The 19,154-nt window shown below is 70.9% G+C and carries 16 protein-coding genes; 10 read left to right on the top strand and 6 right to left on the bottom strand.

What is annotated here, in order from left to right; genetic code table 11:
* Positions 1–73: 73 nt before the first annotated feature.
* The 3 genes from ACTIE5_RS17510 to ACTIE5_RS17500 form a co-directional block, all read right to left on the bottom strand.
* Positions 74–1,312, bottom strand: coding sequence for a hypothetical protein (locus ACTIE5_RS17510; RefSeq protein ID WP_439550996.1), 1,239 nt, complete (start codon positions 1,310–1,312; stop codon positions 74–76).
* On the bottom strand, positions 1,309–2,256 hold the full coding sequence (locus tag ACTIE5_RS17505; protein ID WP_439550995.1) for a metal ABC transporter solute-binding protein, Zn/Mn family: 948 nt from the start codon (positions 2,254–2,256) through the stop codon (positions 1,309–1,311). Before ACTIE5_RS17505 ends, ACTIE5_RS17510 begins: the two co-directional genes overlap by 4 nt.
* An 83-nt stretch (positions 2,257–2,339) precedes the next feature.
* Positions 2,340–3,092: a hypothetical protein gene (locus ACTIE5_RS17500; protein ID WP_439550994.1), complete on the bottom strand. Its 753-nt coding sequence runs from the start codon at positions 3,090–3,092 to the stop codon at positions 2,340–2,342.
* A 115-nt stretch (positions 3,093–3,207) separates the two neighbouring features.
* On the opposite strand from ACTIE5_RS17500, the gene pip reads away from it, so the two are divergent.
* Positions 3,208–4,158: a prolyl aminopeptidase gene (gene pip / locus ACTIE5_RS17495; protein WP_439550993.1), complete on the top strand. Its 951-nt coding sequence runs from the start codon at positions 3,208–3,210 to the stop codon at positions 4,156–4,158.
* Between the two features lie 26 nt (positions 4,159–4,184).
* Here the strand turns inward: pip and ACTIE5_RS17490 are convergent, their stop codons facing one another.
* The 3 genes from ACTIE5_RS17490 to ACTIE5_RS17480 form a co-directional block, all read right to left on the bottom strand.
* Positions 4,185–6,017: a sensor histidine kinase gene (locus ACTIE5_RS17490; protein ID WP_439550992.1), complete on the bottom strand. Its 1,833-nt coding sequence runs from the start codon at positions 6,015–6,017 to the stop codon at positions 4,185–4,187.
* A gap of 213 nt (positions 6,018–6,230) precedes the next feature.
* Complete coding sequence (locus ACTIE5_RS17485; protein WP_439550991.1) at positions 6,231–6,872, bottom strand: HAD family hydrolase; 642 nt, start codon at positions 6,870–6,872, stop codon at positions 6,231–6,233.
* Entirely contained in the window at positions 6,872–8,536 is a 1,665-nt protein-coding gene (locus tag ACTIE5_RS17480; RefSeq protein WP_439550990.1) for a glycosyltransferase family 4 protein, read from the bottom strand. Before ACTIE5_RS17480 ends, ACTIE5_RS17485 begins: the two co-directional genes overlap by 1 nt.
* A 140-nt stretch (positions 8,537–8,676) precedes the next feature.
* On the opposite strand from ACTIE5_RS17480, the gene zapE reads away from it, so the two are divergent.
* From zapE to ACTIE5_RS17435, 9 genes are all read left to right on the top strand, one after another.
* Positions 8,677–9,831, top strand: coding sequence for a cell division protein ZapE (gene zapE / locus ACTIE5_RS17475; protein WP_439550989.1), 1,155 nt, complete (start codon positions 8,677–8,679; stop codon positions 9,829–9,831).
* A 162-nt stretch (positions 9,832–9,993) separates the two neighbouring features.
* On the top strand, positions 9,994–10,488 hold the full coding sequence (locus ACTIE5_RS17470; RefSeq protein ID WP_439550988.1) for a hypothetical protein: 495 nt from the start codon (positions 9,994–9,996) through the stop codon (positions 10,486–10,488).
* A 303-nt stretch (positions 10,489–10,791) separates the two neighbouring features.
* Positions 10,792–11,745, top strand: a complete 954-nt coding sequence (mdh, locus tag ACTIE5_RS17465; protein ID WP_439550987.1) for a malate dehydrogenase — start codon at positions 10,792–10,794, stop codon at positions 11,743–11,745.
* Positions 11,746–11,823: 78 nt separating this feature from the next.
* Entirely contained in the window at positions 11,824–13,020 is a 1,197-nt protein-coding gene (sucC, locus tag ACTIE5_RS17460) for an ADP-forming succinate--CoA ligase subunit beta (protein ID WP_439550986.1), read from the top strand.
* Between the two features lie 3 nt (positions 13,021–13,023).
* Complete coding sequence (gene sucD, locus ACTIE5_RS17455) at positions 13,024–13,920, top strand: succinate--CoA ligase subunit alpha (RefSeq protein WP_439550985.1); 897 nt, start codon at positions 13,024–13,026, stop codon at positions 13,918–13,920.
* Between the two features lie 236 nt (positions 13,921–14,156).
* Positions 14,157–17,069 carry a 2-oxoglutarate dehydrogenase E1 component gene (locus ACTIE5_RS17450; RefSeq protein ID WP_439550984.1) on the top strand — a complete coding sequence of 971 codons (2,913 nt, stop codon included), beginning with the start codon at positions 14,157–14,159 and terminating at the stop codon, positions 17,067–17,069.
* A 28-nt stretch (positions 17,070–17,097) separates the two neighbouring features.
* Positions 17,098–18,333, top strand: coding sequence for a 2-oxoglutarate dehydrogenase complex dihydrolipoyllysine-residue succinyltransferase (odhB, locus tag ACTIE5_RS17445; RefSeq protein WP_439550983.1), 1,236 nt, complete (start codon positions 17,098–17,100; stop codon positions 18,331–18,333).
* A 61-nt stretch (positions 18,334–18,394) separates the two neighbouring features.
* Positions 18,395–18,751 (top strand): hypothetical protein, encoded by a 357-nt coding sequence (locus ACTIE5_RS17440; protein ID WP_439550982.1) that lies wholly within the window; start codon positions 18,395–18,397, stop codon positions 18,749–18,751.
* A gap of 71 nt (positions 18,752–18,822) precedes the next feature.
* On the top strand, positions 18,823–19,140 hold the full coding sequence (locus ACTIE5_RS17435) for a hypothetical protein (RefSeq protein WP_439550981.1): 318 nt from the start codon (positions 18,823–18,825) through the stop codon (positions 19,138–19,140).
* Positions 19,141–19,154: the final 14 nt, after the last annotated feature.

The raw sequence follows: 19,154 nt of genomic DNA, 5'->3' as shown, positions 1-19,154 counted from the left end.
GCGCCATCGGACCAGGATGCCCGATGGCGCGGCAAGGTTGCATCCTGGCACCGGGGGACGAACGGATTCTTGCTCAGAACCCCCGCCAGCCCAGCCGGAGCAGCACGGCATGGGCGGTGCCGAGGCCGCCCGCTTCCTCCCGCGCATAGCGGGCATACTGGTAGCCGACATCGAGGGAGACGTTCGGCGCGATGTCCCGCCCGATGGAGGCCTCGACGTAATTCTCCGTCGGCGTGGCCTCCACACTGCGCTTCCGCTGGTCCCGCTGCCAGGCGAGGGTGCCGCGCCATTCGCCCACGCGATGCCGCAGGCCGAGCGTGGTGAAGGTGCGGCGTTCGCGGATCGTCGTTTCCAGCGTCGTCTCGACCTCGTCGCCCGTATCGGGGTCGAGGCCCAGCAGCGTGACCTCCGTGCGGGGGCGCGCGGCGGCGTTGCGGAACTGCACGCCTTCCGCGAAGAACAGGGTGGATTGGTTGGCGGACCAGTCATGCTGGTAGCGGGCGGCGGCGGCATAGCCCCATTCCCGCGCCGTCCCGTCCGCCCCCGCGCCGCGCGTCAGCACCGCCAGGTGGTAGGAGAAGCCGGGCAGCACCCCGAAGCGGTCGCCATCCAGCGCGATGGTCGCGTTGTCGAACTGCCCGGTATTCGCAGGCCCCCCCTGCGCGCGGGTATTCCGGTTGAACCGCTCATACCGCTCGTCGCAGCAGGATCGCCGCGTCATCAGCGTGGAGGACAGGAACGTCCGATCCAGCGTGAAGACAGCGGCGGAAATGTCATGCTCCCCCCACCAGGCATCGACGAAGGCCGTATGCGTGCCCGCGATGCCGAGGCTGTCGGTGATGGCGGAGACCTCATGCGCCCGGATCTTAGTGAGGATACCGGGGAAGTCGTGGTGCCCGCGCGCGAAGGGGGCCACGAAGCGGCCCGCCTGCAGCGTGGTGTCCCCGTCCGGCTTCCATTCCGCGTAGAGCGCCTCGATGAAGGCGGATTGCCGGCGGAAGCCGGTGGTGCCGCCATCGGGGAAGCCGCCCAGCGCGTCGCCCTCGCCGATCGGCTCGAAGGCCAGCACGCCCTGGAGGGAGAAGTTGGGCGCCAGGTGCAGCCCCGCCGCGACCTCGCCATACAGGAACAGGCTGGTCCCGCCACGCGCGCGGTCCGTCGCGCTGGTGGTGCCGACGCCATAGAGGCCGAGGTCGATCTCGGTCGAGACATGTGGCGTGAAGCCCTGTGCGGTGGCAACCGCGGGCAGCAGCGCCGTGCCGGCGACCGCGGGCAGCAGGGCCGCGCCGGCGGCCAGAAGAAGGCGCTTCATGCCGCCTGGCCCCGCATGGCGGGCACCAGCAGCCCGACATTGTGGCGGAACATCGCCTCATAGCTCGCGGCCGGGCCGTCCGGCGCGCTCAGCGCATCGGCATAGAGTCTGCCGCGCACCGTGACCCCCGCCTCTCGCGCCAGGCGTTCCAGCGTGGCGGGGTTGCCCATGTTCTCCAGGAAGACGGCGGTGATGCCCTCGGCCCGCACCTGGCGGATCAGCCGCGCCACATCGCCGGCGCTGGGCTCCGCTTCGGTGGAAACCCCCTGCGGCGCCAGGAAGGTGATGCCATAGGCCGCGCCGAAATAGCCGAAGGCGTCATGGCTGGTGACCACCTTGCGCCGCGCTTCCGGCACGGCGGCGATCTGCGCCCGGACCCAGCCATCCAGCGTGTCGAGCCGCGCGGCATAGGCGTCGGCGGCGGCCTGGATGGCGCCGGATTGCGCCGGCAGTGCGGCGGACAGGGCGGTGGCGATGCCCCTGACGTAATGGATGCCGTGCCGGAGGTCCTGCCAGGCATGGGGGTCCGGCACCTGGCGCGACCCGACGGAATGGTTCTGCCGCCGCTCCGCGCCGCCGCCATGGCTGTGATTATGGGCATGGCCCGCCATCATGCGCGGCGTGATGCCATCCGTCGCCGTGGCCACCGCGCCGCGATAGCCCGCCGCGCGCACCATCCGGTCCATCCAGCCATCGAAGCCCAGCCCGTTGCGCACCACCAGCGCCGCGCCGCGCAGCGCCTCCGCATCGCTCGGCCGGGGCTGGAAGCTGTGCGCGTCCACATTCGGCCCCGCGATGGTGCGCAGCCGCACGCGGCTGCCCGCCACTTCCCGCACCAGATCGCCCAGGATGGAGAAGGAGGCAACGACCAAAGGCGCCTCTTGCGCGCGCGCCAGGCCGGGCAGCAGCAGGGCGGGCAAGGCGAGGAGGGAACGCCGTTGCATGATGGTGTCTCCGCAGTAACGTTATAATATAACGATAACCGGGCGGGCGAAGGCGCGCAAGGCGGGCCAGGCAGGGGCCGCGCCTATTGCCCGCCGAGCAGCCGCTTCAGACGCGCCCAGAGCCCTTCGCCCCGCGCCGCGATGCGCTGGTGGCTGACATGCGGGCGGCGCGATGGCGGGGGCAGGGCGCTGGCCACGGTGTGGCGGCCGGAATCCTGCGCCTCGATCAGCCGCCGCTCCAGCGCCACCACCTGCGCCACCGCCTCCGCCGGATCGGTCAGGCCGAGGCTTTCGGCCGTGCTCGCCGCATCCTCCCAGGCTTCCGCCCGCCGCAGCGCATCGATGATGCGCACGGTCTGCTCCGCATCCAGCGTCGGCCCGCCGCGCCACAGCGCCACGGCATCCAGCCGCCAGGCCCGCGCCAGATCCGGCCGGCCGAGGTCATCGGCCACCCAGGCCGCGTGCAGCGTGGCCTCGGCCGCCGCATGCAGCGCGCCCGTCTCCTCCAGCACCAGCGCCCAGGCCAGGAAGCGCCGGGCGAGGGGGGGTGCGGTGCTGTCCTGCAGCAGGGCGCGGAAGGGCGCGGCGCGCACGGCTTCGGCGGCGGCCGGATGGGCGCGGGTGATGTCGGGCGCCGCATAGCCGCAGGCCGGGCATTGCTGCAGCCAGCGCGCCATGGTGGATCGCACCGGCTCCCCCGGGCGCAGGTCCAGGTCCGGCGCCTGTTCCGGCGGCGCGGGGCGGAAGGGCGGGTGCCGGCTCTCCGTCCCGCAGACCCCGCAGCGCAGGGCGCCGGCGGCGGCGGATCGGGAGCCGGCCGAGGGTGTCTCGGCCATCTCTCCAACCTAGGCACGAACCGGCCCGGGGCGAAGGGCGAAAAGCCATAAATCCGCCACCGCATCCGCAACGGACCCATGGACTCCGCCACCCCGGCGCCCCTAAAGGGCATTCATGCCGCGCGGCGACCTGTTTCCCGACATCGCACCCTATGAGACTGGCCTGCTCCCGCTCTCCGCGGGCCACGTCATGTATTGGGAACAGGTGGGCAATCCCCGCGGCCAGCCCGTGCTGTTCCTGCATGGCGGCCCGGGCGCCGGGGCCGGCGCCATCCACCGTCGCTTCTTCGACCCCGCCCATTTCCGCGTCGTGATCTTCGACCAGCGCGGCGCCGGCCGGTCCCGCCCCCTCGGCGAGTTGCGGGAGAACACGACCCCCCATCTGGTGGCGGATATCGAATCGCTCCGCCGCTTCCTCGGCATCGAACGCTGGCTGCTGTTCGGGGGATCCTGGGGCAGCACGCTCGCCTTGGCCTACGCCCAGGCCCACCCAGACCGCGTCACGGGCTGCGTGCTGCGCGGCGTCTTCCTCGGCCGGCCGTCGGAGGTCGAGTGGTTCCTCTACGGCCTCCGCCGTGTCTTCCCCGATGCCTGGAACGCCTTCGCCGAACACATCCCCCCGGCCGAGCGCGGCGACCTGCTGAACGCCTATCTCAAGCGGCTCTGCGACCCCGAGCCCCTGGTCCACCAGCCCGCCGCCCGCGCCTGGAGCCTCTACGAAGGCTCCTGCTCCACCCTGCTGCCGAGCCCCGAGACGGTGGCGAGCTTCGCGCAGGACCGCACCGCCCTCGGCCTGGCGCGGATCGAGGCGCATTACTTCAAGCACGACCTGTTCCTGCCGCCGGGCGGGCTGCTGGGCGGCATGGACCGCATCGCGCATATCCCGGCGGAGATCGTGCAGGGCCGCTACGACATGGTCTGCCCCTGCGACACGGCCTTCGACCTCGCCGCCGCCTGGCCCCGCGCCCGTCTGACCATCATCCCGGATGCCGGGCATTCGGCGCTGGAACCCGGCGTGCGCACGGCGCTGGTCAGCGCGGTGGAGCGTTTCCGCCGGCGGGGCTGAAGGCCCCCCTCTCAGCAGGCCCCCCTTCAGCACGCCGCCGCCATCGCCTCCGCCGCCGCCGCGTTGCGCCGCGGCAGGAAGCGCATCGTCGCCCGCACGCCTCCGGGCTCGAAGGCCAGCGTCACCTGCGACCCCGGGCCCAGATCCCGCGCCAGCGCCCGTTCCAGCAGCCTGGTCCCGAAGCCCCGCCGCGCGGGCGGGCCCGGCACCGGCGGCCCGCCGCTTTCCTGCCAGGTGATGATCCCGACCGCGCCGCCCTCCTCCGCCCAGCAGGTCACGGTCACGCGCCCGCCGGGTTCCGACAGCGCGCCATGCTTCACCGCATTCGTCGCCAATTCGTGCAGCGCCAGCACGATGGCCTGCGCCTGGCCCGGCGATGCCGGCGGCGGCACCGGCGAACAGGCGCAGTGGAAGGAAAGGCGCGGGTCCGGCGGTTCCAGCCATGGCGCCAGCCCCGCCCGCACCACGGCGCCCAGCGCCGCCGGTTCCCAGGACATCGCCGCCAGCAGGTCATGCGCGCGGGACAGGGTCTGCAGCCTGGCGCCGAATTCACTGGCGAAGCGCGCGGGGTCCGAACCGGCCTCCCCCCGCGCGGTCTGCAACGCCAGGGCCTGCACCGTCGCCAGCGCGTTCTTGGCGCGGTGGTTCAATTCCGCCACCACCAGCCGCAGCCGTCTTTCGCTGTCCTTCAGCCCCGCCGTGGCGTCGATCCGCCGCCGGGCTTCCTCCCGCAGCGCGGCCGCCACCTCATCCGCCTCCGCCAGCCCCGTCGCCCGCGCCAGCTTCCCCTGGTCCCCATCCGGCGCCGCGGCCAGCCGGCGCAGCGCCGCGATCGGCCGCGTGACGCTGAGCGAGACGCGATGCGCCAGCCCCAGCCCCACCAGCAGCAGCGCCAGGCCGATACCGGTGGAGGTCAGCGCGGAAATCCAGGCCGGCCGCGTCAACTCCGCCATCGGAACGGCGACCACCACGCCCCAGCCCGAACCCGGCAGCCGCGCATGGGCGGCCAGCAGCGCCTCCCCCTCCGGCGTCGTGCTGGTGACGATGCCGTCGCCGCCGATGGCCCCGGGGCTTGCGAGAAGGGCGGGCATGAAATCCCGCGGCATCGGCGCGCCGCGCAGCGCCTCCCGCTCCGGCGCGCGCGCGATCCGCCTTCCCGAGCGGTCCAGCAGCGTGATGATCCAGCGATTGCCCTGGTGCTGCCGCCGCAGCACCTCGTCGAAGGTGCCGAGCGACGGGTTCATCGCCAGCACCGCCCGCACCCGCCCCGCGGCATCGCGCACCGGCACGTCGATCGCCACCACCAGCCGGCCGGGCTGGAAGCCCTCATACAGGTCGGAGACGGAGGCCCGCCCGGTGGCCAGGACGCGCCGCTGGTTGTCGAGCGTGCCGCGCGCCGGCAGTTCCGCCTCCGCCGGCAGGGCCGTGTTCAGCAATTGCTGCCCATCCTCCGCCAGCAGCAGGATGGCGGCATCGGGCGAATGCTGCGCCACCACGGCCTCCGCCATCGCGCGCAAATCGGCCAGATCGCCGCGCCGCGCCGCGCGGGACAGGGCCAGCACCTCCAGCGACGCCATGCGCATGCGGAGTTCGCCTTCCACCGCCAGCGCCAGGCCCCGCGCCAGATCCAGCGCCTGGCGGCCGGCGCGATCCCGTTCATGCCGGAAATCCGCGTGGATGCTGCCGAGGTTCAGGGCCAGCAGCGGCAGCGTGCCGGCCAGCACCAGCAGCGCCATGCGACCGCGCAGCGGAAGGCGGGAACCGCCCGACAGGCTCCAGGCCTCGTAGCGATGCCGGGGCGGCAAAGCCGCCCGACCCTGGATCCCTTCCGCACTCCCCGGTCGCGTGCCGTCGGTCATGGTATTTAATATACGAACAAAAACAGGCGCTGGAAGGGGGGCTTCGCTATTGGCGTGCGTCGTTACGCTGGATGACACGCGGGGATTGCGGCGATGCCCCGGCCCTGCCGGCCAGGGCGGCGCGGGGGGCTCTCATGATCCCCGGGATCGGCATGAAGCGTCGCGGCGGGCGGCGTGTTCCCGCCCCATCGCGTTTCCGGATAGCTCGGTCCGCTACAGGTGCAGCCGCACCGCCGCCAGGCCCTCCAGCGCCGGCACTTCGGCCGGCAGCCAGCCGGGGCGTCCTTCGCGCGGCAGGTCCGACAGGAGCGCCACCACCCGCATCCCTGCGGCCAGCCCGGCCATCACCCCCGCCTCGCTGTCCTCCACCACCAGGCAATCCGCGGGCGGCAGGCCCAGCGCATCGGCGGCGTGCAGGAACAGGCCCGGATCGGGCTTCCAGGATCCCACGTCATAGGCGCTGAAGATGCGCTCCCCGAAGAAATGCCGCAGCCCCGTCAGCGTCAGGCTCAGCTCCGTCTTCGCCCTTGGCGCGTTGGAGGCGACGCAGAAGGGCAGGGGCATCGCCTCCAGCAGCGCCGCCGCGCCCTCGATCCCCCGCAGCCTGTCCCGGAAGGCCAGCGTGGTGCGGTCGCGGACCATCGCCTCGAAATCCGGCGGCAGGGTCCGGCCCAGCATCCGCTCCGCCATCGCCACGCACAGCGCGAATCGCCGGCCGCGGAAGGCGTCCAGCGCCGCCGCCGGCGTGATCTCCAGCCCCTGCTCCGCCAGCGCCTCCGCGAAGACGAGGGCGGAGAGCGGTTCGCTGTCCACCAGCGTGCCGTCGCAATCGAAGATCACGCCGCGCGGCGCCATCACCCAACCTCCTCCGCTACCCGCAGCACATCGATCTTGACCAGCCAGGCCAGGGCCCGCGCCAGCCGGGCGGCGCGCCCGGGGGGCAGCGTGGCCGCGATGTCGGCGACGCTGGCCGGCCCCGATTCCAGCACGCGCAGCGCGGCGCGGAAGCTGTCCTCGCCCGGCAGAAGCTCCCGCCGCGGGGCGATGCCGGGGATGGCCGACAGCGCCATCAGCCGCGTCACCGCCGCCGTCGAATCGGCGATGCCCGGCGCCAGGCGAAGCCGCGTCGCGGGCCGAAGCTGCGCGGTCGGGTAGTCCGCGAACAGCAGGGCCGGGTCCGGCCGCCGTGGGGATTCTCCCGATGCCGGCGCGGCCGCGCCCCGGATCGCCGCCAGCTCCGCCCACAGCGCGCGGTACTGGGCGATCACGGCGGACCAGTCGAACAGCGCCGCCGCCCGAAGCCGCCCGGCCTCCCCCATCCGCGCGCGCAGCCCGGCATCGGCGACCAGGGCGCGGAAGGCGGCCTCCGTCGCCGCGACATCGACGGCGGTGAACTGCGCCGCGCCCCCGATATAGCTGTCATAGCTGTCGAGCGTGGCTTCGTGCCGCGCCGCCAGGTCGCCCATCGGCCCGCCCATCAGCGTCTTCACGCGGAAACCCGTGACGCCATGCGCCACCGTGTCCCGCAGCCCGTCCCAGTCACTCGTCACCACCGGCAGCCCCGCCGCCATCGCCTCCACCGGCGCCAGGCCGAAGGTCTCCTGGATGTTGTCGGAGAGCAGAGTGAAGACGTCCGCCGCCGACCAGATCTGCCGGCGGACCTCCGGCAACCGCCCATCCACGTGATGGATCGCGAGCATGGGGCAAAGCGCCTGCGCCATGGCCTGGAAGGCGCCGCGCTGCACCTCATCCGCGAACCAGCCGGACAGCACCAGGTGCACCCGCGCCCCGGCCGGCGCCGCGGCGGCGGCCCGCCCCAGCCCGAGGAACATCGGCAGGGGATGCGCCTTGGCATGGAAGGACAGCCGCCCGTGATGCAGCACCACCACATCCGCCGGCCCGACGCCGAGGCGCTGCCGCCAGGCCGCCCGCGCCCCCCCGTCCCGGGCCAGGGCGAGCACATCGACGCCGAGCGGGATGACCGGCAGGGCCGGGCGAGGGAAGCGCGTGGCGCCCAGCCGTTCCGCCAGCCAGGCGGCCTCCGCCTCCAGCAGCCGCGTCACGGAAGCCCGCACCGCGGCGGAGGTGCAGATCAGCGCGTCCCAGGGCTGCAAAGGCCCCGTCAGCAAATCCGCGATGCTGTCCATGGCGCCGTGGGAGGCGGTGGTATGGGTGATCCCCACCAAAGAAAATCGCGCCGCGCCGGTGCGCTGCCGCCGCCAGCCGAGCCCCGCCATCTCCGGCCCCGGCAGCATCAGGCAGCCGGTTTCCGCCACCCGGTGCAACTCCGCCTCCGGCACCGCCTCCAGCGCCATGGTGGCGCCGAGGTCCCTGGCCTGCGCCTGGAAGGCCTCCGCATCCGCGGGCCGCGGCACCAGGGCCACCAGCCGGTCGAAGCCGGAATGGCGCACCATGCCGCGCAGGAAGCCCTCCCCCGCCGCATGGCGGCCCATCAGCCGGGGGCGGGAGGTGTCGTAGCCATCCTTGGCGTAGAACAGCGTGGCGGTGGGGGCGGGCATGGCGCGGCAGGCTGCGGGCCCGGCCCCGGCGCGTCAACCGCGGGGGGCTGGGCCGCGCCCGGTTTCCCGATGCCCGGTTGCCCGATGCCCGGTTGCCCGCAGCCGGGGCGCGGGTTAGTCCCGCCATCATGGATGCGAAGATGAGCCCCGCCGGCGGGGAGGGCCCGCTGCCCGCCTACCGCGCCCGGATCGCCGCCGGCGCCCTGGCGGCCGACCCCGCCCAGGCCCGCGCGGCGGAGGTGCTGCAGGACCTGTTCCGCCGCACCCGCGGCTATGACCCGCACCCGGACGAGCCGGAGCAGGGCGGCTTCTTCGCCCGCTTCATGCGCCGCAAGCCCGTGGCGGCGGAGGAAGCGCCGGCCGGCACGCCGATGGGCCTCTACCTCGTCGGCGAGGTCGGGCGCGGCAAGTCCATGCTGATGGACCTGTTCTTCGATTGCGCGGAGGTCCCCCGCAAGCGCCGCATCCACTTCCACCAGTTCATGCAGGATGCCCACCAGCGCATCCATGCCTGGAAGAAGCAGCACGGCGACACGACCGATCCCATCCCACCGCTGGCCGACAGCATCACGGCAGAGGCCGCGCTGCTCTGCTTCGACGAATTCCAGGTGCACGACATCGCCGATGCCATGATCCTCGGCCGGCTGTTCCAGGCGCTGTTCGCCCGCGGCACAGTGGTGGTGGCGACATCGAACACGGCGCCGCAAGACCTGTTCAAGGGCCGCCCCGGCCGCGATGCCTTCCTGCCCTTCATCGCCCTCATCTCCCGGCGGCTGGAGGTGCTGACGCTGGAAGCCGCGCGCGACTATCGCCGCGACCGCATCCGCGCCATGCCGACCTGGCACGTGCCGGTGGACCACCGCGCCGAACAGGCGCTGGACGCCGCCTTCGCCGAACTGACCGGGGAGCCGCATGGCGCGCCGGAACGCCTGACCCTGCTGGGCCGCAGCCTGGAAGTGCCCCAGGCCGCCCGCGGCGTGGCGCGGTTCGACTTCGAGTCGCTCTGCGGCCGGCCGTTGGGTCCGGCGGACTATCTGGCGGTGGCGACGCACTACCACACCGTGCTGCTGGACGGCATTCCGCGCCTGGGGCCGGAGAATTTCGACCGCGCGCGCCGCTTCATCACGCTGGTGGATGCGCTCTACGAACATCGGGTGAAACTGGTCGCCAGCGCGGCCGCCATCCCCGATCGTCTCTACGAACAGGGCGACAATGCCGCGATGTTCGCCCGCACCGCGTCGCGGCTGAACGAGATGCAGAGCCAGGACTGGCTGGGCCTTGCCCACCTGCAGTAGCCGAAGTCCCGCGAAACACGCGGACATAATGCGTTGACAGGCCACGCCGCCCTCCGTCTATTGGGCGCGGGAAGTGGCTTCGGGTCCAAGGGGGACCCGCGTTGGGTTGACGGGGCATCGAAGCCGCGCGGCCTGGCGACGCAATCGGGGAATATCATACGCATGCGGCTTGTCCTGCTCGCCCTGTTCTCGCTCGTCCTCGTGGCCCCCCAGGCGGCCGACGCCGCCAGGCGCGAAGAACCGAGGACCGCGAGCGCCAGGCCGCAGGCCGGCACCAAGCCGCCCGTCACTCGCCCCGCTGCGGCTCCTCAGCGCAGCAGTGCTGCGACCCCCCAGCGCAGTAGCGCCAATGCCCCCCGCCAGGCCGCGCGCCCCCAGCAGGGTTCCCGCACGCAGCAGACGGCCCGCGCCGGCGATGTCCGCACCCAGCGCACCGGCATCGTGGTGCGCGGCGCCTCCGCCGCCACCGTGTCCCGCGACGCCTCCGCCAACTGCACGCGCCGCAATGGCCGCACGGTCTGCGGCGGCCGCAGCGGCGTGGCCGGCTGGCAGGCCGGGCTGCCGGCGGTGGACTACGCCCAGACCGATTGCCCCGCCGGCACCTTCGCGACCTTGGCCCGCGGGCATGAGAACGTCGTGCGCTGCATGCCCATCTGACGTCCCGCCCACCGGGATGCCCCCCTGGGTGCTTTTCGGGATGATGCATGCGGCCCGCCCCCAAGGCAGGCCGTTTTGCGTTCCAGCCCCCGTTTTCCGGGCCCCAGGCCCCTTTCAGGGGCTGAGACGCCGCCTTGCCCGCGCTGCACTGCGGGAGTAGGTAACGCGGCGGGCGCGTCAAGCGGCCGGTGAGCCTGCTTTTTCGTGGGCCCGCCTGCGGTTGGGGCGCCCTCCGGGAATCCGCGCAGCCGGCCCCGGCAACACATCAAGTCCCCCCATCGGGGCAAGGTCGAGGACCGCTTCATGGCCCGCAAGAAGATTGCGCTCATCGGCGCCGGCAATATCGGTGGCACGCTTGCCCACCTGATCGGCCTGAAGGAACTCGGCGACGTCGTCATGTTCGACGTCTTCCCGGGCGTCGCCGCCGGCAAGGCGCTGGACATCATGCAGTCCGGCCCCGTCGATGGCTTCGACAGCGAGATGTCGGGCACCGGCGACTACAGCGCCATCGCGGGCGCCGATGTCATCATCGTCACCGCCGGCTTCCCCCGCATGCCGGGCATGACGCGCGACGACCTGCTGACCAAGAATGCCGGCGTCATCGGCCAGGTCGCGGAAGGCATCAAGACCTACGCCCCCAACGCCTTCGTCATCTGCATCACCAACCCGCTCGACGTCATGGTGTGGGTGCTCCAGCAGCGCTCCGGCCTGCCGGCGGAAAAGGTGGTCGGCATGGCCGGCGTGCTGGACAGCGCCCGCTTCCGCCTCTTCCTCGCCCAGGAATTCAAGGTGTCCGTGGAAGACGTCACGGCCTTCGTCCTCGGCGGCCATGGCGACACGATGGTGCCGCTGACGCGCTACTCCACCGTCGCCGGCGTGCCGGTCCCCGACCTGGTCAAGATGGGCTGGACGACGCAGGAGAAGATCGACGCGATCGTGGCCCGCACCGCCAATGGCGGCGGCGAGATCGTGAAGCTGCTGGAGCGCGGCTCCGCCTTCTACGCCCCGGCCGCTTCCGCCATCGCGATGGCGGAGAGCTACCTGCTGGACAAGAAGCGCGTCCTGCCCTGCGCCGTGCTGCTGAACGGCGAATACGGCCAGAAGGATTTCTACGTCGGCGTCCCCGTGGTGATCGGCGCCGGCGGCGCGGAACGCATCATGGAAGTCGAGTTCACGGCCGAGGAGAAGGCCGCCTTCGACAAGTCCTGTGACGCCGTGAAGAAGCTGATCGAAGATTTCAAGAAGCTCGGCGTCTGAGCCTGGCTGCTGCCTGACGGCGTCGCGGGGGCATCCCCGCGGCGCCAATTCGCAAAAACCCCTGCCGGGAGCTGCCGGATGAATATTCACGAGTACCAGGCCAAGGAGCTGCTGCGCCGCTACGGCGTCACAGTGCTCGACGGCCATGTCGCCTGGACGGCGGATGAGGCTGTCGAGGGCGCGAAGAAGCTGCCCGGCCCCGTCTATGTCGTGAAGTCCCAGATCCATGCCGGCGGCCGCGGCGCCGGCCGCTTCGCCAACGACCCCAACGGCAAGGGCGGCGTCCGCGTCGTCAAGTCGCTGGAAGCCGTCAAGGAAGCCGCCGACGCGATGATCGGCAAGGTGCTGGTCACCAAGCAGACCGGCGAGGCCGGCAAGCTGGTCTCCCGCGTCTATGTGGAAGATGGCTGCGACATCAAGCGGGAACTCTATCTCGGCCTGCTCGTGGACCGGGAGACCTCCCGCGTCACCATCATGGCCTCCGTCGAAGGCGGCATGGAGATCGAGGAGGTGGCCGCGAACCACCCCGAGAAGATCCTGAAGGTCGCGGTGGACCCGGCTTCCGGCATTTCCGGCTTCCATGCCCGCAAGCTCGCCTTCGCGCTCGGCCTCGAAGGCAAGCAGGTCGGCAGCTTCACCAAGTTCGTCACCAGCCTGTACGGCGCCTTCCTCGAACTCGATTGCGCGATCGTCGAGATCAACCCGCTGGTCGTGACCGGCAAGGGCGACATCGTGGCGCTGGACGCCAAGGTCAGCTTCGACGACAGCGCGCTCTATCGCCACAAGGACCTCGAGGCCCTGCGCGATGACAGCGAGATGGACCCGAAGGAACTCGACGCCATCAACAACGACCTGAACTACGTGGCGTTGGACGGCGAGATCGGCTGCATGGTGAACGGCGCCGGCTTGGCCATGGCGACGATGGACATCATCAAGCTCTACGGGTCGTCCCCCGCGAACTTCCTTGACGTCGGCGGCACCGCGAATGCGGCGCGCGTGACGGAGGCGTTCCGGATCATCACCTCCGACGTCAACGTCAAGGCGATCCTGGTGAACATCTTCGGCGGCATCGCCAAGTGCGACATGATCGCCAACGGCATCGTCGAGGCGTCCAAGAACCTCTCCCTCAGCGTGCCCCTCGTGGTGCGGCTGGAGGGCACGAATGTGGACCTCGGCAAGAAGATCCTGGCCGAGAGCGGGCTTGCGATCATCGCCGCCGACAACCTGGCCGACGCCGCGCAGAAGGTTGTCGCCGCCGTGAAGAAGGGGGCCTGATCCATGGCCGTTCTGATCGACGCCAACACTCGCGTCATGACCCAGGGCTTCACCGGGGCCCAGGGCACGTTCCATGCCAGCCAGGGCATCGCCTATGGCAGCACCTATGTCGGTGGCACGACCCCCGGCAAGGGCGGCACCATGCACCCCGAGCTGAACCTGCCGGTGTTCAACACGGTCGCTGAATGCGTGGCCGCGACGGGCGCCAATGCCAGCGTGATCTACGTCCCCGCCCCCTTCGCGGCGGATGCGATCCTGGAAGCGATCGACGCCGAGCTGCCGCTGATCATCTGCATCACGGAGGGCATCCCGGTGCTCGACATGGTGAAGGTCAAGCGCGCGCTTGACGGGTCCAAGTCCAGGCTGGTCGGGCCGAACTGCCCGGGCGTCATCACGCCGGATGCCTGCAAGATCGGCATCATGCCGGGCCATATCCACCGCCGCGGCTCCGTCGGCATCGTTTCCCGCTCCGGCACCCTGACCTATGAGGCGGTGGCCCAGACCACGGCGGCCGGCCTCGGCCAGTCCACCTGCGTCGGCATCGGCGGCGACCCGGTGAAGGGCATGGACTTCATCGATGTCCTGCAGATGTTCCTGGCGGATGACGAGACGCAGTCGATCATCATGATCGGCGAGATCGGCGGCCAGTCCGAGGTGATCGGCGCCGAATACCTGCGCGAGCATAATTTCGGCCCGGGCAAGCCCAACAAGCCCGTCGTCGGCTTCATCGCCGGCGCCACGGCCCCCCCGGGCCGCCGCATGGGCCATGCCGGCGCGGTGATCTCCGGCGGCAAGGACACGGCGGAAGCGAAGATGGCCGCCATGAAGGAAGCCGGCATCCATGTGGCGGACAGCCCCTCGGCGCTGGGCTCCACCATGGTGAAGGCGCTTAAGAAGTAACAGACCAGTCACCACTCCGGGCGCAGATCACCATATGGATGGGGGTCTGCCGCCGTGGTGGTGGCGGGCCTATGATGCCGTAACGCCTGCCGGGCGGAATCCCCGCCCGGGTTGAGTAAGCCGACCGGGCGGGTTTCTGCCCGGGTTGAGGAAGCCCGCCGGGCGGAGTTCCGCCCGGGTGAGGAAACTGCGACGCCCGGACCCCAGGAAGGGCACCGGGCGCGACGGAGAAGAAGATGGCCGGAGTGGATATCCTCGCGAGTGCGATGTCGGGGGCGAATGCCGCCTACCTCGCCGACCTCTACGCCCGATGGGCGGAGAAACCCGACAGCGTGGACCCCTCCTTCGCCGAGTTGTTCGGCGCGCTGAACGATGAGGCCCGGTCGGTCCTGACGGACGCGACCGGCGCCTCCTGGGCGCCCCGCCTCCGCGGCGCCTTCGGCCCGGACCCGGAGCCGCCGCCGGCGCCGAAGAAGGGCGACAAGCCCGCCGCCGCGGCCCCTGCTGCCGCCCCTGCTGGCGCGCCACAGATGGACAAGGCCGCCGCCCAGCGCGCGGTCCTGGACAGCATCCGCGCCCTGATGCTGATCCGCAGCTACCGCGTCCGCGGCCACCTGGAAGCGAAGCTCGACCCGCTCGCCCTCCAGGTGCCGAAGCCGCACCCGGAACTGACGCCCGCGACCTACGGCTTCACCGAAGCCGACATGGACCGGCCGATCTTCCTCGATTTCGTGCTCGGCAAGGAATACGCGACGCTCCGGGAGATTCTCGCGATCTGCCGCGCCTCCTATTGCGGCTCCATCGGCGTGGAGTTCATGCATATCCAGGACCCCGAGCAGAAATCCTGGATCCAGCGCCGCATCGAAGGCGCCCCCTGGCTGCAGGCCTTCGACCCCGCCGCGAAGAAGGAAATCCTCCAGGACCTGATCGAGGCCGAGGGCTTCGAGGCCTTCTGCGCCAAGAAATACGCCACCACCAAGCGCTTTGGGCTTGAGGGCGGGGAGTCCACCATCCCCGCCATGCAGACGATCATCGAGACCGCGGCCGCGGGCGGCGTGAACGAGATCGCGATCGGCATGGCCCATCGCGGCCGGCTCAACGTCCTCGTCAACGTCGTGAAGAAGCCCTACTCGGCCGTCTTCTCGGAGTTCCGGGGCGTCTCCGCGCATCCCGAGGATGTGCAGGGCTCCGGCGACGTGAAGTACCACCTCGGCACCTCGACCGATGTCGAGATCGGCGGCCGGATGGTGCACCTGTCGCTCCAGCCCAACCCGTCGCACCTCGAAGCCGTGGACCCCGTGGTCATCGGCAAGGTGCGCGCCAGGCAGGACATGGCGGGCGATACCAAGGCGCGCCGCAGCGTCATGGGCATCACGCTGCATGGCGATGCCGCCTTCGCCGGCCAGGGCGTGGTGTATGAGACGCTGGCGATGAGCCAGCTCATCGGCTACCGCACCGGCGGCACGATCCATGTCGTGACCAACAACCAGATCGGCTTCACCACCGTCGCCGCCCACGCCTATTCGGGCCTCTACTGCACGGACGTGGCGAAGAGCATCCAGGTGCCGATCCTGCATGTGAATGGCGACGACCCGGAAGCGGTGGTGTTCTGCGCCCGCATGGCGGCCGAATTCCGCATGCAGTTCGGCGCGGACTTCGTGCTCGACATCGTCTGCTACCGCCGCCACGGCCACAACGAGACGGATGAGCCGGCGTTCACGCAGCCCCTGATGTACAACCGCATCAAGGAAATGCGCACGACGCGGACCCTCTACGCCGAGAAGCTGGCGCATGAGGGCAGCATCCCCGCCGCCGAATCCAAGGCGATGCTGGATGCCTTCAACGCGACGCTGGAGGATGCCTTCCAGGCCGCGCAGAGCTTCAAGCCCAACAAGGCCGATTGGCTCGAAGGCCACTGGTCCGGCCTCAAGGCCGTGACGGTGGGCGAGGAAGTGGAGCGGCTGCATGAGACGGCGGTCGGCCTCGACACGCTGCGCGAAGTGGGCGCGGCGCTGGCCCGCGTGCCGGCGGATTTCGGCGCCAACCCGAAGATCATGCGCCAGCTCGAAGCCAAGAAGCAGGCGATCGAGACGGGCGAGGGCATCGACTGGGCAACCGGGGAGGCACTGGCCTTCGGCACGCTGCTGCTGGAAGGCCACCGCGTCCGTCTGTCCGGTGAGGACGTGCAGCGCGGCACCTTCAGCCACCGCCACGCCTACCTGATCGACCAGAAGACCCAGGCGGAATATGTGCCGCTGAACAACATCCGCGCCGGCCAGCCGAAGTTCGAAGCCTTCAACAGCCTGCTCTCCGAATTCGGCGTGCTGGGCTTCGAATACGGCTACACGCTTGCGGACCCGCGCACGCTGGTGCTGTGGGAAGCGCAGTTCGGCGATTTCGCCAATGGCGCGCAGGTCATCATCGACCAGTTCATCGCCAGCGCCGAGACCAAGTGGCTGCGTATGTCGGGCCTCGTGATGCTGCTGCCGCATGGCTATGAAGGGCAGGGGCCGGAACACTCCTCCGCCCGCCTGGAACGCTATCTGCAGCTCTGCGCGGAGCGGAACATGCGCGTCGGCAATTTGACCACGCCGGCCAACTACTTCCACGCCATCCGCCGCCAGATGAAGGCGAATTACCGCAAGCCGCTGGTGCTGATGACGCCGAAGTCGCTGCTGCGCCACAAGCTGGCCGTCAGCCCGCTGTCGGATTTCGCCCCCGCCAGCAGTTTCCAGTACGTGATCCCGGAGATCGACGCGATCGCGGCGCCGGAAGCGGTGAAGCGCGTCGTCCTCTGCACCGGCAAGGTCTATTACGACCTGCTGCAGGAACGCCGGGACAAGGGCGTGAAGGACGTGGCGATCATCCGCGTCGAACAGCTCTACCCCTTCCCGAAGATGAGCCTGGCCAAGACCCTCGCGCCCTACGTCAATGCCGAGGTCGTCTGGTGCCAGGAGGAGCCCGAGAACATGGGCGCCTGGACCTTCCTCGACCGCAAGATCGAGGGCGTCCTCAAGGAAATCGACATCAAGGCGAAGCGGCCCGCCTATGCCGGGCGCATCGAAGCCGCGAGCCCCGCCACGGGTCTCGCCAAGGTTCACCAGCAGCAGCAGGAAGCCCTGGTGCGCGACGCGCTCGGCCTGAGCTGAGCGCGGCACCAGGCAGAAGGCAGGACAGATGACCGACATCGTGGTGCCCCCCCTCGGGGAGAGCGTTTCCAGCGCAACCATCGCGCGCTGGATGAAGAAGGTGGGCGAAGCCGTCGCGGCGGATGAGCCGTTGGTGGAGCTGGAGACCGACAAGGTCACGGTCGAGGTCAATGCCGCCGCCGCCGGCGTGCTGGAGAGCATCGACGCGGCCGAGGGCGCCGAGGTCGGCCCCGGCGCCGTGCTGGGCCGGATCGCGGCCGGCGGCGCCGCCGCCGCGCCGAAGCCCGCCGCCGCCCCGGCCCCGCAGACGGAAGCGCCGAAGCCCGCCCCGGGCCCGGTGCCCACGCCCGCTCCGGCGCCCGCCGCCGCGGCATCCAACCTGCCGCCCGGCCCCGCTGCCTCCAAGCTGATGGCGGAGAACAACGTCGCTCCCGGCGCCATCACGGATGCGACCGGCAAGGATGGCCGCGTGACGAAGGGCGATGTCCTCGCCTTCCTGTCCAAGCCCGCCGCCGCGCCGGCTCCGGCCGCCGCCGCCGCCCCGAAGGCGCCGCGCGCCGCGAGTGAGGGGGAGGAGCGCGTGAAGATGACGCGCCTTCGCCTGACCATCGCGCGCCGCCTGAAGGAAGCGCAGAACACCGCCGCCATGCTGACCACCTTCAACGAGGTGGACATGGGCGCCGCGATGGCGCTGCGCGCGGAATACAAGGACGCGTTCGAGAAGAAGCACGGCGTGAAGCTCGGCTTCATGTCCTTCTTCGTGAAGGCCTGCGTCGCCGCGCTGAAGGAATTCCCGGCGGTGAACGCCGAGATCGATGGCGACGAGGTCGTCTACAAGCACTTCGTCCATATGGGCATCGCGGTCGGCGGGCCCTCCGGCCTCGTCGTCCCCGTGGTGCGGGACGCGGACCAGATGTCCTTCGCGACGATCGAGAAGACGATCGGCGCCTATGGCAAGAAGGCCCGCGATGGCGCGCTGAAGCTCGATGAACTCACGGGCGGCAGCTTCACCATCACCAATGGCGGCATCTACGGGTCGCTGATGTCGACGCCGATCCTGAATCCCCCGCAATCCGGCATCCTCGGCATGCACAAGATCCAGGATCGCCCGATGGTCGTCGGCGGCAAGATCGAGATCCGCCCGATGATGTACATCGCGCTCAGCTACGACCACCGGATCGTGGACGGCAAGGAAGCTGTTTCCTTCCTGGTGCGCGTGAAGGAAAGCATCGAGGATCCGCGCCGGCTGATGCTGGACCTCTGAGCGGGATCGCCTGAACCAGGGCCGGTGGCGCCGCATGTCGCGGAACCCCCGGCCCTTTTTCATGCCCGCCCTGCTGGGCGTGGCGCTGAGCCCGGCCTGGCTGGCGCTGCCCTTCCTGCGCGCGCTGGATCCCGGCGACCTCGCCACCATCCTCGCCACCCCCTTCACCCTGCTGGTGCCGGTTCCTGCCCTGGTCGGGCTGCTGCCGCTGCTCGGCTGGGTGCTGGCGCGCCGCTGGCCCTTCGGCCTGGCGGTGGCGCTGGGATCGCCCTTCCTGCCGGTGTGGCCCTTCATGGTCGCGGATGTGCTGGGGGGGGCGGGCGCCAGCGCGCTGGTGGTCCTGCTGCTGCTGGCCGCGCCCGCCTGGGCCTTCCTTATGGTCCGCGCCGCGCTGCGTGCCGGAAATCCCACGCGCTGAAACAACCGGGCGTTGCTATCGCCCGTTCACCCGTCTGTCATCATGCGCGGACCACGCCCGGGTGCCTTCGCATGCTGATCCTCGCCTTCGGTTTCCTCGCCTTGGCCGCTGCGCTCGAATACCGCGCGAGGACCGCGCAGCTGCTGCGGATGGACCCGCGTTCCGACCGCGCCTGGCGCATCCTTGCCACCATCTGCGGCGTGGTCGCGGGAATCGGGCCGCTGGTGGTGATGGCGCGGATCGGCGTGGGGCAGGGGGCCGGGGCCTACCTGGCCGGCGCGGTCTTCGCCTTCGCCGGCGCCTTCACGCCGCCGCGCCTCTGGCCGATGATCTCCCCCGCCGCGGGCGTCTTCGGCCTGGGCCTGCTGGTGGGTGCGCTGCTGCGGTAGTGGCTGTTGCCAAG

The sequence above is a fragment of the Falsiroseomonas sp. genome (assembly GCF_051859025.1).
Lineage (GTDB): Bacteria > Pseudomonadota > Alphaproteobacteria > Acetobacterales > Acetobacteraceae > Falsiroseomonas.
Note: the sequence above shows the minus strand (reverse complement) of the source record. Positions and strands in the feature narration are given on the sequence as shown.

Excerpts from the sequence above, each read along its gene's own strand:
- pip (WP_439550993.1), top strand. The coding sequence starts at position 3,208 with ATGCCGCGCGGCGACCTGTTTCCCGACATCGCACCCTATGAGACTGGC.
- ACTIE5_RS17510 (WP_439550996.1), bottom strand. The coding sequence starts at position 1,312 with ATGAAGCGCCTTCTTCTGGCCGCCGGCGCGGCCCTGCTGCCCGCGGTC.
- zapE (WP_439550989.1), top strand. The coding sequence starts at position 8,677 with ATGAGCCCCGCCGGCGGGGAGGGCCCGCTGCCCGCCTACCGCGCCCGG.
- ACTIE5_RS17470 (WP_439550988.1), top strand. The coding sequence starts at position 9,994 with ATGCGGCTTGTCCTGCTCGCCCTGTTCTCGCTCGTCCTCGTGGCCCCC.
- ACTIE5_RS17505 (WP_439550995.1), bottom strand. The coding sequence starts at position 2,256 with ATGCAACGGCGTTCCCTCCTCGCCTTGCCCGCCCTGCTGCTGCCCGGC.
- ACTIE5_RS17480 (WP_439550990.1), bottom strand. The coding sequence starts at position 8,536 with ATGCCCGCCCCCACCGCCACGCTGTTCTACGCCAAGGATGGCTACGAC.
- mdh (WP_439550987.1), top strand. The coding sequence starts at position 10,792 with ATGGCCCGCAAGAAGATTGCGCTCATCGGCGCCGGCAATATCGGTGGC.
- ACTIE5_RS17435 (WP_439550981.1), top strand. The coding sequence starts at position 18,823 with ATGCTGATCCTCGCCTTCGGTTTCCTCGCCTTGGCCGCTGCGCTCGAA.
- sucD (WP_439550985.1), top strand. The coding sequence starts at position 13,024 with ATGGCCGTTCTGATCGACGCCAACACTCGCGTCATGACCCAGGGCTTC.
- ACTIE5_RS17440 (WP_439550982.1), top strand. The coding sequence starts at position 18,395 with ATGCCCGCCCTGCTGGGCGTGGCGCTGAGCCCGGCCTGGCTGGCGCTG.
- ACTIE5_RS17485 (WP_439550991.1), bottom strand. The coding sequence starts at position 6,872 with ATGGCGCCGCGCGGCGTGATCTTCGATTGCGACGGCACGCTGGTGGAC.
- ACTIE5_RS17500 (WP_439550994.1), bottom strand. The coding sequence starts at position 3,092 with ATGGCCGAGACACCCTCGGCCGGCTCCCGATCCGCCGCCGCCGGCGCC.
- ACTIE5_RS17450 (WP_439550984.1), top strand. The coding sequence starts at position 14,157 with ATGGCCGGAGTGGATATCCTCGCGAGTGCGATGTCGGGGGCGAATGCC.
- odhB (WP_439550983.1), top strand. The coding sequence starts at position 17,098 with ATGACCGACATCGTGGTGCCCCCCCTCGGGGAGAGCGTTTCCAGCGCA.
- ACTIE5_RS17490 (WP_439550992.1), bottom strand. The coding sequence starts at position 6,017 with ATGACCGACGGCACGCGACCGGGGAGTGCGGAAGGGATCCAGGGTCGG.
- sucC (WP_439550986.1), top strand. The coding sequence starts at position 11,824 with ATGAATATTCACGAGTACCAGGCCAAGGAGCTGCTGCGCCGCTACGGC.